General features: G+C 41.6%; 14 protein-coding genes and 2 riboswitches. Of the genes, 11 read left to right on the top strand and 3 right to left on the bottom strand.

All coding sequences use genetic code 11. The annotated features are described in order from the left end of the window. The first annotated feature begins 21 nt into the window (after positions 1 to 21). From MHH40_RS04010 to MHH40_RS03995, 4 genes are all read left to right on the top strand, one after another. On the top strand, positions 22 to 1,368 hold the full coding sequence (locus tag MHH40_RS04010; protein ID WP_080984786.1) for a TrkH family potassium uptake protein: 1,347 nt from the start codon (positions 22 to 24) through the stop codon (positions 1,366 to 1,368). A gap of 97 nt (positions 1,369 to 1,465) precedes the next feature. Further along, positions 1,466 to 1,984, top strand: a complete 519-nt coding sequence (locus tag MHH40_RS04005; protein WP_003211987.1) for a DUF421 domain-containing protein — start codon at positions 1,466 to 1,468, stop codon at positions 1,982 to 1,984. 6 nt (positions 1,985 to 1,990) lie between these two features. Beyond that, positions 1,991 to 2,155 carry a hypothetical protein gene (locus tag MHH40_RS04000; protein WP_199852772.1) on the top strand — a complete coding sequence of 55 codons (165 nt, stop codon included), beginning with the start codon at positions 1,991 to 1,993 and terminating at the stop codon, positions 2,153 to 2,155. After that, entirely contained in the window at positions 2,148 to 2,330 is a 183-nt protein-coding gene (locus MHH40_RS03995) for a hypothetical protein (protein WP_003211111.1), read from the top strand. The genes MHH40_RS04000 and MHH40_RS03995 overlap by 8 nt, the downstream gene beginning before the upstream one ends. Positions 2,331 to 2,357: 27 nt before the next feature. Here the strand turns inward: MHH40_RS03995 and MHH40_RS03990 are convergent, their stop codons facing one another. Then, the gene (locus MHH40_RS03990; RefSeq protein ID WP_003212122.1) at positions 2,358 to 3,377 is read right to left on the bottom strand and encodes an acyltransferase family protein; all 1,020 of its coding nucleotides are present in this window, start codon (positions 3,375 to 3,377) and stop codon (positions 2,358 to 2,360) included. A gap of 293 nt (positions 3,378 to 3,670) precedes the next feature. Between MHH40_RS03990 and MHH40_RS03985 the strand changes: the two genes are divergently transcribed. The 3 genes from MHH40_RS03985 to MHH40_RS03975 all read left to right on the top strand — a co-directional run bounded on the left by MHH40_RS03985 (position 3,671) and on the right by MHH40_RS03975 (position 6,585). Then, positions 3,671 to 5,866 carry a PAS domain-containing sensor histidine kinase gene (locus MHH40_RS03985; protein WP_050945176.1) on the top strand — a complete coding sequence of 732 codons (2,196 nt, stop codon included), beginning with the start codon at positions 3,671 to 3,673 and terminating at the stop codon, positions 5,864 to 5,866. Between the two features lies 1 nt (position 5,867). Further along, complete coding sequence (locus tag MHH40_RS03980) at positions 5,868 to 6,359, top strand: methylated-DNA--[protein]-cysteine S-methyltransferase (protein WP_106918386.1); 492 nt, start codon at positions 5,868 to 5,870, stop codon at positions 6,357 to 6,359. 91 nt (positions 6,360 to 6,450) lie between these two features. After that, the gene (locus tag MHH40_RS03975) at positions 6,451 to 6,585 is read left to right on the top strand and encodes a hypothetical protein (protein ID WP_003211599.1); all 135 of its coding nucleotides are present in this window, start codon (positions 6,451 to 6,453) and stop codon (positions 6,583 to 6,585) included. A gap of 25 nt (positions 6,586 to 6,610) precedes the next feature. Here the strand turns inward: MHH40_RS03975 and mtnA are convergent, their stop codons facing one another. Then, positions 6,611 to 7,672, bottom strand: a complete 1,062-nt coding sequence (gene mtnA / locus MHH40_RS03970; protein WP_050945174.1) for an S-methyl-5-thioribose-1-phosphate isomerase — start codon at positions 7,670 to 7,672, stop codon at positions 6,611 to 6,613. 6 nt (positions 7,673 to 7,678) lie between these two features. After that, on the bottom strand, positions 7,679 to 8,872 hold the full coding sequence (mtnK, locus tag MHH40_RS03965) for an S-methyl-5-thioribose kinase (protein WP_050945173.1): 1,194 nt from the start codon (positions 8,870 to 8,872) through the stop codon (positions 7,679 to 7,681). A gap of 79 nt (positions 8,873 to 8,951) precedes the next feature. After that, positions 8,952 to 9,110: riboswitch (SAM riboswitch) on the bottom strand. 165 nt (positions 9,111 to 9,275) lie between these two features. Between mtnK and MHH40_RS03960 the strand changes: the two genes are divergently transcribed. The 4 genes from MHH40_RS03960 (at position 9,276) to MHH40_RS03945 (ending at position 13,233) form a co-directional block, all read left to right on the top strand. After that, positions 9,276 to 10,466: a pyridoxal phosphate-dependent aminotransferase gene (locus tag MHH40_RS03960; protein WP_050945172.1), complete on the top strand. Its 1,191-nt coding sequence runs from the start codon at positions 9,276 to 9,278 to the stop codon at positions 10,464 to 10,466. A gap of 44 nt (positions 10,467 to 10,510) precedes the next feature. Beyond that, a riboswitch (SAM riboswitch) is annotated at positions 10,511 to 10,612 on the top strand. 102 nt (positions 10,613 to 10,714) lie between these two features. Beyond that, positions 10,715 to 11,935: a 2,3-diketo-5-methylthiopentyl-1-phosphate enolase gene (mtnW, locus tag MHH40_RS03955; protein WP_050945171.1), complete on the top strand. Its 1,221-nt coding sequence runs from the start codon at positions 10,715 to 10,717 to the stop codon at positions 11,933 to 11,935. Continuing rightward, the gene (locus MHH40_RS03950) at positions 11,936 to 12,631 is read left to right on the top strand and encodes a 2-hydroxy-3-keto-5-methylthiopentenyl-1-phosphate phosphatase (protein WP_050945170.1); all 696 of its coding nucleotides are present in this window, start codon (positions 11,936 to 11,938) and stop codon (positions 12,629 to 12,631) included. Next, on the top strand, positions 12,595 to 13,233 hold the full coding sequence (locus tag MHH40_RS03945; RefSeq protein WP_050945169.1) for a methylthioribulose 1-phosphate dehydratase: 639 nt from the start codon (positions 12,595 to 12,597) through the stop codon (positions 13,231 to 13,233). The genes MHH40_RS03950 and MHH40_RS03945 overlap by 37 nt, the downstream gene beginning before the upstream one ends. The last annotated feature ends 2 nt before the right edge of the window (positions 13,234 to 13,235 follow it).

Raw genomic sequence — 13,235 nt, 5'->3', positions numbered from 1 at the left:
TAGATAAAAGAAGGAATGACAATGAATCCTATCAAAAAGCTAATTGACCGGCTGTCAGCATTTCAGCTGATTGCCCTCTATTATTTTCTTGCTGTAACCGTATCACTTATTCTTCTCAGCCTCCCAGTAGCTCATCAAGAGGGAGTGAAATGGACATTTATTGATGCTCTATTTACGGCGGTGAGTGCGGTAAGTGTCACAGGACTCACTGTCGTTGATACCTCGCAAACATTTAGTGTGGCAGGTATGTGGATCCTTGCGTTTGTCCTGCAAATCGGAGGTATCGGCATTATGACGCTCGGTACCTTTGTGTGGATTGTCATGCGAAAAAGGATTGGGATTAAAGAAAGAAAGCTCATCATGGCAGATCAAAACCAGAGCAATTTATCAGGTATTGTGAAATTAATGAAGCAGGTCTTATATTTAATTTTGCTCATTGAGTTTTTAGGCGGTCTGATTTTAAGCATGTATTTTCTCAAATATTACGATGTTCAAGGAGCATTCTTGCATGGCTTCTTCTCAAGTATTAGTGCGACCACCAATGGGGGCTTCGATATTACAGGGAACTCGCTCATCCCTTACAAAGATGATTATTTTGTCCAATTTATTACGATGCTGCTGATCATCTTTGGTGCGATTGGCTTTCCTGTGCTCGTCGAAGTAAAGGATTATTTATTTAATCAGGACCGAAAGCACGCATCGTTCTCATTGTTTACAAAAATCACAACGATTACGTTTGGCGGTCTTGTCGTTGTTGGAGCGATTGGCATATATGCACTTGAAGCCGGGTTCAGCTTCCTAGGGAAAAGCTGGCACGAAATCTTGTTTTATTCTTTTTTCCAATCGACCGCAACAAGAAGTGGGGGTTTGACAACATTAGATATTACCCATTTGACAGAACCGACCCTTTTATTTCTATGTATGCTTATGTTTATCGGGGCTTCCCCAAGCTCTGTGGGAGGCGGAATTCGAACAACTACGTTTGCCCTGAATTTACTCGCACTGTTTCATTTTGCTAGGGGAAATAAGTCCATTAAAATTTTCAAAAGAGAGCTTCATCAAGCGGATATTAACAAATCCTTGATGGTGACGATGATGGCCTTTATTTTGGTGTTTGGCGCTACGTTCCTGTTATCCTTATCCGAGCATAATACACTTCTAGAAAATTTATTTGAAGTTTGCTCTGCATTCGGAACAACAGGGCTATCGCTAGGAATCACCTCGGACCTTACGGTGTTCGGTAAATGTATCATTATGGTCGTCATGTTTATTGGACGGATCGGCATTCCAAGCTTCTTATATTTAATTGGCCGAAGAGAAAGCGAAGCGAATTATCATTATCCGAAAGAGCGCGTCATCATCGGCTAAACAGCATTCCGAGCGAATGCTGTTTTTTTATTTCCATTATCTAACTGGCTAAATCACATGGGATGTTCGCAATCTATAGGTAAGAGGTGAACGAGACGTGCTGGATGTAATATGGAAAGCAATTGTCATGCTGCTAGTTGGTACCTTGCTGCTGAGAATAGCAGGGCCTAAATCCATTAGTCAATTAACTGTTCAACAAACAGTGATCATGATTTCAATCGGATCGATTATTATCCAACCCTTTATTGAGCACAATTTACTTGAAACGATTTATGCCGCCGCTACATTTATCATTGCACTCGTCATCATGGAAAAATTGTCTATCCAATCTGATTTCTTTGAAAAATTGGTTTCAGGGAAATCTGTGGTCATTTTGCAGGATGGAGAAATGCTTGATCACAAACTTAAGAAAACGCGGCTCACAAGGGATGAATTCAAAATGCGCTTAAAGCAGCAAGGCATTACAGACATCAGCAGTCTCAAAAAAGCCACCCTAGAAGCCAATGGACAAATCGGCTATGAGTTAAAGCCAGAGGAAAAGCCGGTGACGGTCAAACAAATGAAGGAACTTCTAGACCAATTAAGAGAAGAACTAAATATGTCAAAAAAGGACTGATTTCAGATGAAAAGAAAAGCAGCGAAAAATGAAGCACTGACAAATAATATGACACCGACAGAAAGCATGGCACATGATCAAGGACAAACCCAATTTGATGAACATTCAAGAGATCGTCAAGCAAACCGAAATTCTCATAAAGGGAAACAAGGGGGAGGATCTCGTGACTAAGAAGCATGTAAAAAGCAAGGACATGAAAGACCATAAAAAGCCAATGGACCCAGATATCTTAGAAGAGGAATTTGGTAGTGAGCTTGGAGATATCAACAGCAGCAAATGGATTGATACGCTTGTAAAGCCTAAGAAAGATGCTGAATGTCACAATGGACACATGAATGAAAAATAGAAAAAACGATCCGCGCGGGATCGTTTTTTATTTGCTATAACTGCCCTGCCTGCCGGTGATTGTACGCATGAGATTGGTCATTTTGAGCTCAATCACTGGCTGTGCAACGGTTTTAACAAAGGTGCTAGACAGGGTAAAGGTTAACAGAATGGTCAGCAGCAATAACATGACCACACTTGCTGCATTCAAGGCCCAGTCATCAAACCAAGTCGTTCTAAGCAGCTTAATTACAAAGCCATGTAATAAATACACATATAACGTTCTTGTGCCCCATTTTGTAAAGAAGAAACGGCGTGTTGGCACTAAAGCAAAGAAGCTGAATGTAGCGCCGAATGCAAGCAGATACCATGCCATTCGTTTCATTGCCGCAATCACTCCCTCATCACCTAGAGAAGCATATGACTGTGATCCAAATAAGAAGGAATAATCAAATTCATAGAAATAGCAAAACAAGAATACAGCCATTAATACAAGAAGTGCTGACAGCTTTCCTTTACTTGTACGGATGAATTCAAAATGCTGCTTTTTTAAATAGAAGCCTGCTAAAAACATTGGCAAAAAGACAAACGTACGCGATAAGCTCAGTGTATTGCTAATACTGTCCACGTAACCGACAAGTAACGCAATCGACAAACTGACGATCATCGCCCAGTGAAATGGCAGTTTAGAAAAAGGAATGAGCAGCAAATTCCAAAAGAATAAACTAATTAAAAACCATAAAGACCATTGCGGATCAATTGGATTTAAATTGGCCATGCTTTGATCCTGCAAGAGATAATAGTAAACGGAATAGATCACCTGAAAAATGAAATATGGGATGATCAGCTTAATAGCAACTTTTTTCATAAAACCTGGCTTTCTAAACCCTTTTGCAAAGAAGCCGGAAACCAAAATAAAGGCAGGCATATGAAAAGTATAAATAAACTTGTATAAATAAAGCATCCAATCATTATCATGAATGAATGATCGTAACAAATGACCAAAAACAACTAGAAAAATCAGAAGAAATTTCGCATTATCAAAATAACTATCTCGTGAAGATGCCATAACATCACCTTTCCTGCTCGATTTTAAACATAAATGTTCTAAGTGCACTGTTCCCGTATTTGCCCCATTTTAAAATACATTTTGGCTCATTTCGCTATTTGATGTGAAATTGTAGAACGGCTGTAAAAGAAGCGTAAGAAAAGAGAATCGAGGTTCGATCCTGTCATCCAAATGAAATAAATGAGACAGTCTTCGTGTAAAAAGTTATCTTTTTTTATGAGTCGAATGAAGGAACAATGAAAATATTGTAGAAATATTGTAGAGGAATGAGGCTGGAAAAGGAGTGTAAGAGAATGACTGAAACGCTCGATGGCGCAGAAGATATCAGAAAATTAGAAAAAGAGAACGAATATTTGCGAACAGAGTTGATGCAGCAAAAAATGCTGTTAAATAAGACGTTAGATGCCATTTTTATATTTGATCAGCACCTCAACATCATCCAAGCCAATGAAGCAACATGCAGGCTTGTACAGACACCGAAAGAAGACCTCCTCAATAAATCCGTTCTAGATTTCCTTTACGGCATCCCGAAAGATAAAATTGAATGCTCACTCGATCTATTTTTTCGAAAAGGTACGTTAAAAAGAGAAATCTCCATTCAGCTGGAAAATGGTGAAACAAAATACATTGAATTTGTCGCAGAGCACGACACCATGAATCAGCAATATATTGTCGTCATGCGAGATATTTCCTCAAAGAAAATATTAGAACGAGAACGCTCCATGAATGAGCAGTTGTTCAAAGATTTGTTTGACCGAGCCATTGACGGGATGGTCATTTTTGATCAGGATGGCTGCATGATTGATGCGAATCATTCTTTTTGTCAGAGCTTTGAGCTGCAAAAGACTGATTTAACCGATCGCTATTTACATGAATTTGTCGACGAAGAAAATCTTCCATCCTTACAGCACCTTTTAACGTCACTTAAAGAAACAGGGAAAGCAAAAGGAGAGCTTCCTGTTACTCTACAATCTGGCCAGTACAAATTATTCGAGCTCACCATTACATCAAATGTGATGAGCGGTTTTTATATGTCCATCATGCGGGATATTACAGAAAAAAGGTTAATGGAAGAAAAGCTGTTAAAAAGTGAGGAACGCTTTAGAGAAATTTTTGAAAATGCAATGGATGCGATCATCATATGGGCGGATGATGGAGAGATTGTGAGAGCCAATGAATCAGCCTGCCGCATTTTTGAATTGCCTATGCATTCACTGATTGGCAAAAAACTCACAGACTTTCTCGTGAAATCTGATCAGAGATATAGACCGACTAGAAGACGATATATTCGGAATCACGAAATAAGGGAAGAGCTTTTGTTCAGAATGGCAAATGGTCAGTTTAAAGAGCTCGAGTTTACATCAAAGCATGCGGTATTAGAAGGACAGCACTTAACCATTTTACGTAATGTGAGTGATCGAAAAAGGATGGAGGAGGAGCTGCGCGAAAGTGAGCTCAAATTTCGTAAAGTATTTAATGGATCAATGGACGGCATTGTTCTGTTTGATAACCAATACCGCATTATCGAAGTCAATCCATCCGCAAGCGAGCTACTAGGATTGAAAAGTGATCATTTAACGGAAATGAACCTTTTCCACATCCTTGCGCCTTATCAAATTGAACATTTGGCACAGCCTGCCCAGGCGATGTCATTAGATGAAATGGACAATGAAGTGCCATTTGTGCTGAACCACCCAGATCAGCGGATATTGGAATTCTCTTTTAAACGCAACATCATTCATAATATGAATTTGGCGATCTTTAGAGATGTGACAGAGCGGAAGGAATTAGAAGAGCGGGTGAGAAAATCAGATACCCTTCATGTGGTCGGAGAGCTTGCCGCTGGAATTGCGCATGAAATTAGAAACCCGATGACAGCATTAAAAGGCTTCATTCAGCTGCTAAAAGGAAATATAGAAGGGGAGTATTCGCTCTATTTCAATGTCATCACTTCAGAGCTGAAAAGAATTGAATCGATCATCACCGAATTTTTGATTTTAGCAAAGCCGCAAGCCATCGTATTTGAAGAAAAAAATGTGGTGCAAATTGTGAAAGACACGATGGATCTGTTGCACGCACAGGCGAATCTTGGCAACGTTCAAATGCATCTCAATGTGATTGATGAGATTCCGCTCATTTATTGTGAACAAAACCAATTAAAACAAGTCTTTATTAACATTTTAAAAAATGCAATTGAAGTCATGCCGAGAAAAGGAAATGTCTATGTGAGCATTCAGCGGAAGGGCGAAGAGCATATTGTCATTTCACTGCGGGATGAAGGGTGCGGAATGGCAGAGGACAAGCTGAGGCGTCTAGGGGAACCATTTTATACGACAAAAGAAAGAGGAACTGGACTTGGCTTAATGGTTAGTTATAAAATTATTGAAGAGCATCAAGGAACCATTGAGGTAGAAAGTGAGGAAGGGGTAGGAACCGTCTTTCATCTCACGCTGCCACTGAGGCAGAAGAAACAAGAAGGAGAGCATTAACGTGTATTATACCGTCTATCACGCACCAATTGGGGCACTATACATACTAGAAAAAGACGACGCCATCATCGAAGTGATGTTTGATGATGAGCCGTTTTTAGCAAAAAAACAGGAAGCCAATCTAAAAGAAGAAGAAACGTCTGTATTACAAGAAGCAAAAAAGCAGCTAGATGAATATTTCAAGGGTGAGCGCCAAGAATTCGATCTCCCGCTCAAGCAAAAGGGAACTTCGTTTCAAGAGCAAGTGTGGGCAGCACTTTCGACTATTCCGTATGGTGAATCAAAAAGTTATGCAGACATTGCAGAAGCAATTGGTAACCCAAAGGCTGTGAGAGCGATTGGACAAGCCAATAGACGCAATGCATTACCTATTTTTATCCCTTGTCACAGAGTGATTGGAAAAGACCGTTCTCTGACGGGCTATGCAGGAACGAAGACAGATATGAAAGCGGTTCTGCTTGAATTAGAAGGTATCCCATTTGTTCAAAAATAAATCGATTGACCTGTTCCAAATGTTTTCCAAGCGACATATCCTTTTATTAAGCTAAAAAAGTTGGTTGAGGGAAAAAGGAGGGCGCTAGGGAATGTTTTGGGACAAAAAGAATAAAATGTATGCCGTCACATCACTATGTGTCAAAATGAAGGTTTTGACAGAAGAACAGAAAAAAGAAATTTTAGCAAAAACGAATGAAATAAAAAAGCGCGGTGCTCTTAAATAAGAAGTACACGGCGCTTTTTTTATGATCAGAGTGAGATGCCTTCAGTGAACAGAGCATCAATCTCTTCTGTATAGTTCGACGTGATAATCCCTTTCTCTGTAATGATCCCTGAAATGAGATGGTGAGGAGTGACATCAAAGGCGGGATTGAATACCTGAACATCAGGTGGTGCAATTTGGACGCCGTTTAATTCCTTTACTTCCAGCGGGTCACGCTCTTCTATTGGAATATCTGCCCCGTTTTTGGTTGAGATATCAAAGGTAGAAAGCGGTGCAGCTATAAAAAACGGAATTTGAAAATGCTTGGCTAAAATGGCGAGACTTAACGTGCCAATCTTGTTCGCCGCATCTCCATTACGGGCAATGCGATCAGCTCCAACAATGACTGCAGAAATTTGTTTTTCTTTCATCGTATGGGCTGCCATGTTATCTGTAATGAGCGTCACATCTACGCCGCCTTGCATGAGTTCCCATGTTGTCAGCCTAGCCCCTTGGAGAACAGGGCGTGTTTCACAGGCATAAATGTGAAGATCGAGATTTTTCTTTTTGGCTAAATAAAATGGAGCAAGGGCTGTTCCGTACCGGCTCGTGGCGATGGAGCCTGCATTGCAAATGGTCATAATCCGATCACCCGATTTAAAGAGCTGGAGTGCATTTTGACCGATTTGTCTGCATGTTTCTTCATCTTCAATTTGAATTTGAATGGCCTCATGGACAAGGTCTGTTTTGGCTGCATTGACCGAAGCTGCACGATCAATGCGCTGCAACAATCGCTCTAATGCCCAAGCTAGATTCACAGCGGTTGGACGAGCACTGTTTAAATATTCTTTTATCTGAATGACTTCTTGTCTAAACACATCAATTTCTTCTGTCTCAATGTCTTGGGCACTGAGCGCCAGTCCAAAAGCTGCTGTAATGCCAATGGCAGGTGCTCCCCGCACTTTTAACGTGACAATAGCATCATACACGTCTTCTTTTGTATATAGATGCTCAAACTCAGTTTCAGCCGGTAACTTTTGCTGATTCAAAATGTTAATATGGTTTTCTTCCCATTCGACAGAACGGGGGACTTCAAATTCTTTAGACAAAACCCGTCACTCCTTTACAGATTGCTGGAATAATGCGACGAGGTCAGACGCTGTTTCCACTGCATGATATTGTTTGATGAATGTTTTTCCGAGCGTAAGTGCTGCTTTTTTCTGCTGAATCCGTTTAGATGGTGATGGGATCGCATCGAGATCAGCGGCATGAGCAAGGCCAATCGTTCGGCGGACAAGTTCACAGCCCGCAAAGCCTGTCGCTTCTTTTAAAATACGGTCAAAGGTTGTTTCTAAAAAACTGTCTGATACACTAAACGCTTCAATGCTGTCTTCTTTCCAAGCTTTTGCGAACACTTCTTTGAAGGTTGCCCATACATTGACGACATGGTCAAAAAGGTGCTGCTGATCGTGTTCATTCTCACGAGACAAAGCATTTAGGAACAGGTTAGCGATAAAATGACCAATATCGAATCCGAAGGGACCATAAAAAGCGAATTCTGGATCAATGATTTTTGTTTCCGTCTCACTTGCAAAAATACTGCCTGTATGAAGATCTCCATGAACAAGTGTTTCGGCAGATGTCAGGAAAATACGCTTCAATTCAGCTGCTTTTGCCTGCACTTCAAGATCTGCCCAAAGCGCTTCGGCAGCTTCTCTTAATTCTTCTTCGAAATCATTTGTGCCGCTATCAAAGAAAGGATCTGTGAAGACGAGCTTTTCGGTAATGTCACAAAGGTCCGGATTCGTAAATTGCTTCACAAATTGTTTTTTAATTTTAGGATTTGTGGCAAAGTCAGAAGTGTAAAAAAGTGTTTTTCCTAAAAATTCTCCGACATGATCGGATAAATACGGATATTGTTTTCCGGCAATTAGCCCTTTTCTGACGATTTCGAGGTGTGATAGATCCTCCATTGCCGTCACAGCAAGAGCTGTATCTGAATAATAGACTGCTGGTACGAGGTGCGGTGTATACTCTGACTGCTTGATCAGGGCAGTACTTTCGATTCTCGCACGGTCTAATGTAAGCGGCCAGCTCTCTCCGACCACCTTGGCGTAGGGCAGTGCCTGCTTGATGATCAAACCTTTTTCTTGTTTATGATCAAAAATATGAAAGACGTAATTTAAATTCCCGTCCCCGATTTCCGTACATGTCAAATGACTGCTTTCTTGGATCAAGCCAAGTCTAATTGCGAGTGCAACTGCCGAGCTTTCTGTTAATTCTTCATATGATGCCGTAAGTGTAACCAATTGCTTCCCCTCCAAATCATATAAAAAAGCCTCTTTCTCCTGAGAGAAAGAGGCTTGATGGTGTGTATGCTCAAAGCCTCTCTTATCTCTCAGCACATACGTCTGATGGAATTAGCACCGTGCCCTATAAGACAATTGTCTTGGCGCTTACTTGCTGCGCCCCACTTCACAGTGGTATTAACGGTCGGTTGCTGTTGGGGTCAAAAGGCCAAATCCCTCGCCCAACTCTCGATAAGAGAAATCAATATGTCATTGTCTCGTGTCTGTTTGCATTTCTTAATTCAAGATATTATCAGAGCTGCGCTTCACATGTCAATCCTTTTTCAAAATTGCTTTACAATTCGTAAAACAATCCATTACAGTATTTGTATTGCTACGTAATTTGAATAGAAGGTGAAGAAAAATGGAATTCCAGCAATCAGATGTATTGAAACAATTACCGACACAATTTTTTGCATCCCTTGTCCAAAAGGTCCAGAAAAAGGTGCAGGAAGGCGCAGATATTATTAATTTAGGGCAGGGAAATCCTGACCAGCCAACTCCCGCGCACATTGTAAAAGCCATGCAGGAAGCGGTATTAAAACCTGAAAATCATCAATACTCGTCATTCCGCGGAACAGCGAAATTAAAAAAGGCTGCCGCTGCCTTTTATGAAAGAGAATATGGTGTCACGCTTGATCCGATGAAGGAAATTGCGATTTTATTTGGCGGGAAAGCGGGGCTTGTTGAGCTGCCGCAATGCCTGCTGAATCCCGGTGATACGCTCCTTGTTCCAGACCCAGGTTATCCTGATTATTGGTCAGGTGCCGTACTTGCTGGAGCTCAGATGGTGACGCTGCCGCTTCTTGAACAAAATGATTTTTTACCTGACTATGACAGGTTGCCTGAGGATGTTAAGGAAAAAGCAAAGTTGATGTATTTAAATTATCCCAACAATCCGACAGGTGCCACGGCAAGCCGTTCATTTTTTGAAGAAACCGTTACATTCGCAAAAGATCACAAGCTCTGTGTTGTCCATGATTTTGCCTATGGCGGCATTGGGTTTGATGGGGAAAAGCCAATCAGCTTTTTGCAAACAGATGGAGCGAAAGAGACAGGAATTGAAATATACACATTGTCTAAAACGTATAATATGGCCGGCTGGAGAGTAGGTTTTGCAGCAGGAAATCCGTCTGTTATTGAAGCGATTGAGCTTTATCAGGATCACCTGTTTGTTTCACTGTTCAAAGCCACTCAAGATGCGGCAGCGGAAGCTTTGTTAAGCGACCAAACGTGCGTACAGGTGCAAAATGATCGATATGAGAATCGGCGAAATGTGTGGATTGCTGCCTGCAAGGAGATTGGCTGGGAGGTCACTGCACCAAAGGGGTCGTTTTTTGCTTGGCTAAAGGTGCCAGAAGGATATACATCTGAATCTTTTGCTGGCGTATTATTAGAGAAAGCACATGTGGTTGTGGCGCCGGGGAATGGGTTTGGTACTCACGGTGAAGGATACGTGAGAGTAGGACTTTTAACAAATGAGGAGCGGTTAAAAGAAGCCGCTCGGCGAATCGATTCCTTGAATCTGTTTGAAAATAAGCCATTGACAACATGAATAAACGGTGCGATAATTCAGACAATATTTAAGAAAATTGAATATTCTTATCAAGAGTAGGCAGAGGGACTAGCCCAATGAAGCCCGGCAACCGACTTCCATGAAGCACGGTGCTAATTCTTGCAGCAAGCGCTGAGAGATAAGATTCGGATGAATGACACGAAACAACCTCTTTAAGGCGCTGATAAAGCACTTGGAGAGGTTTTTTTATTGACCATATGCATGACGCAATCGAAAGGGGATTCCTAGTGAGTGAATTACTGGCAACATACGTATTAACACATCGAGAGGATGAACAAGTAAACCGAAAAGCGGAGCAGATCGCGCTTGGTTTAACAGTTGGATCATGGACGGATTTGCCGCAGCTCAAAAAAGAGCAGCTTCAAAAGCATAAAGGCCGGGTGGAAAAGGTATCAGAAAAGTTTGCTCCAGCCGAAAATGGCCTATATCAATCTGAGGTGACCATTGCTTATCCTGAGGCTAACTTTTCAGCGGATATTCCGGCCGTTTTGACGACGATCTTTGGAAAGCTTTCACTAGATGGAAAAGTGAAGCTAATCGACATTCAATTCTCGGATCGATTGAAAAGAAGTCTGCCAGGACCGGTATTTGGAATTGATGGCATACGAAAAAAAGTAGGCGTGTTTGATCGACCTTTGTTGATGAGTATTTTTAAAGGTGTCATTGGCCGTGATATGGCAGATTTAAAAGAACAGCTCCGTTTACAAGCATTAGGCGGCGTTGACTTTATCAAAGACGATGAAATTTTATTTGAGAGCCCACTAGCCCCTTTTGAAGAACGAATCAAAGAAGGAAAAAAGATATTAAAAGAAACATATGAAGAGACAGGGCACCGAACGCTATATGCCGTTAATTTAACAGGCAGAACCTTTGAACTAAAGGATCGAGCAAGAAAGGCAGCTGAGCTTGGAGCAGATGCACTCTTATTCAATGTTTTTGCCTACGGGTTAGATGTCATGCAAAGCTTAGCTGAGGATCCAGATATTCGATTGCCTATTATGGCCCATCCCGCAGTAAGCGGCGCTTTGACAACATCGCACGAATATGGATTCTCCCATTCTCTTCTTTTAGGTAAATTAAATCGATATGCTGGCGCTGATTTGAGTCTTTTTCCCTCACCGTATGGGTCGGTCGCACTTCCGAAAAAAGATGCCTTTGGAATCTATGAAGCTTGTGTAAAAGAGGATTCGGTTCAAAAAACGTTCCCTGTTCCGTCAGCAGGCATTCATCCTGGAATGGTTCCAGTTTTGATGAAAGATTTTGGACTCGATCATGTGATAAATGCTGGTGGAGGAATTCACGGACATCCGCGTGGAGCCATCGGCGGAGGGAAAGCATTTCGATCGATCATTGATGCGGTGATACATGGAGAGTCGATCCAAGAGAAGGCAGCTTCTTGTCAAGATTTAAATGCAGCACTTGAACTATGGGGAAGGGTAGCAGAATAAATGAAAAAACCAATTGTATGTTGTGATTTTGATGGAACCATTACGAAAAATGATAATATCATTCGCATCATGAAACACTTTGCACCAAGCGAATGGACGAAGCTGAAGGACGATGTTCTCACAAAGGAGATCACCATTCAAGAAGGCGTCGGGCAGATGTTTCAATTACTGACGAGTGATCAAAAAGAAGCCATTCAATCGTTTATTTTAGAAGATACAGAGATTCGAGAAGGATTCAAGCAATTTGTTGATCATGTGAAAAAGGCTGATATTCCCTTCTATGTGCTAAGCGGCGGGATGGACTTCTTTGTTTATCCCATACTCGAGGGCATTGTGGATCGAGACGATATTTATTGCAATCATGCGTCATTTGGGGAAGAGCATATTCAGATTGAATGGCCGCATGCCTGCGATTCGCAATGTCAAAATGGCTGCGGATGCTGCAAGCCGTCAATCATTCGAGAGCTGACCTGTGAGAATGACTTCATTATCATGATTGGAGATTCAGTCACCGATGTGGAGGCGGCAAAGCATGCGGATCTCACATTTGCGCGTGACTACTTGCTAAACGAATGTAAAGAGCTCGGGCTTGTCCATCTAGAGTATGAAACATTTATTGATCTTAAAGCACAATTTGATCAAATAAAGGAAGTGAAGGAATGGCAGACGCAAAGAGCAAGCGCTGGCAGGAGCTAGCAGACGTCAAACGTGAACTGGCACAAAGAGACTGGTTTTACGGAACAAGCGGCAATTTATCGATCAAGGTGTCGGATGATCCAATCACGTTTTTGGTGACGGCAAGCGGTAAAGATAAACGAAAAGAAACAGATGAAGACTTTGTTTTAGTAAATGCAGCAGGTAAGCCTGTTGATCCGAACGAACCGCTTAGACCATCAGCTGAAACATTACTTCACAACTACGTGTATGAGCAGACGAATGCAGGCTGCTGTCTCCATGTTCATACAATCGATAATAATGTGATGTCTGAGCTGTATGGGGATAAGGGCGAGGTTCGTTTCAAAGGAAACGAAATCATCAAAGCGCTTGGTTACTGGGAAGAGGATGCAGAAGTGTCGATACCGATTATTGAAAATCCAGCCCATATCCCGCATCTTGCAGCACAATTTGCAAAGCATCTCACTGAAGAGTCGGAATCAGGAGCTGTGCTCATTCGAAATCACGGCATCACAGTCTGGGGAAAAACAGCCTCAGAAGCAAAACGAGTATTAGAGGCGTATGAATTTTTGTTTAGCTACCACTTGAAATTAACGCTTTATCAAAAGCAGCTTGTCACATAAAA

The sequence above is a fragment of the Bacillus sp. FSL K6-2431 genome (assembly GCF_038005165.1).
Classification (GTDB): domain Bacteria; phylum Bacillota; class Bacilli; order Bacillales; family Bacillaceae; genus Bacillus; species Bacillus pumilus.
This window is presented reverse-complemented; position numbering and strand designations above follow the sequence as displayed.

Excerpts from the sequence above, each read along its gene's own strand:
- MHH40_RS04010 (WP_080984786.1), top strand. The coding sequence starts at position 22 with ATGAATCCTATCAAAAAGCTAATTGACCGGCTGTCAGCATTTCAGCTG.
- MHH40_RS04000 (WP_199852772.1), top strand. The coding sequence starts at position 1,991 with ATGAAAAGAAAAGCAGCGAAAAATGAAGCACTGACAAATAATATGACA.
- MHH40_RS03990 (WP_003212122.1), bottom strand. The coding sequence starts at position 3,377 with ATGGCATCTTCACGAGATAGTTATTTTGATAATGCGAAATTTCTTCTG.
- MHH40_RS03985 (WP_050945176.1), top strand. The coding sequence starts at position 3,671 with ATGACTGAAACGCTCGATGGCGCAGAAGATATCAGAAAATTAGAAAAA.
- MHH40_RS03975 (WP_003211599.1), top strand. The coding sequence starts at position 6,451 with ATGTTTTGGGACAAAAAGAATAAAATGTATGCCGTCACATCACTATGT.
- MHH40_RS03960 (WP_050945172.1), top strand. The coding sequence starts at position 9,276 with ATGGAATTCCAGCAATCAGATGTATTGAAACAATTACCGACACAATTT.
- MHH40_RS03950 (WP_050945170.1), top strand. The coding sequence starts at position 11,936 with ATGAAAAAACCAATTGTATGTTGTGATTTTGATGGAACCATTACGAAA.
- MHH40_RS03945 (WP_050945169.1), top strand. The coding sequence starts at position 12,595 with ATGGCAGACGCAAAGAGCAAGCGCTGGCAGGAGCTAGCAGACGTCAAA.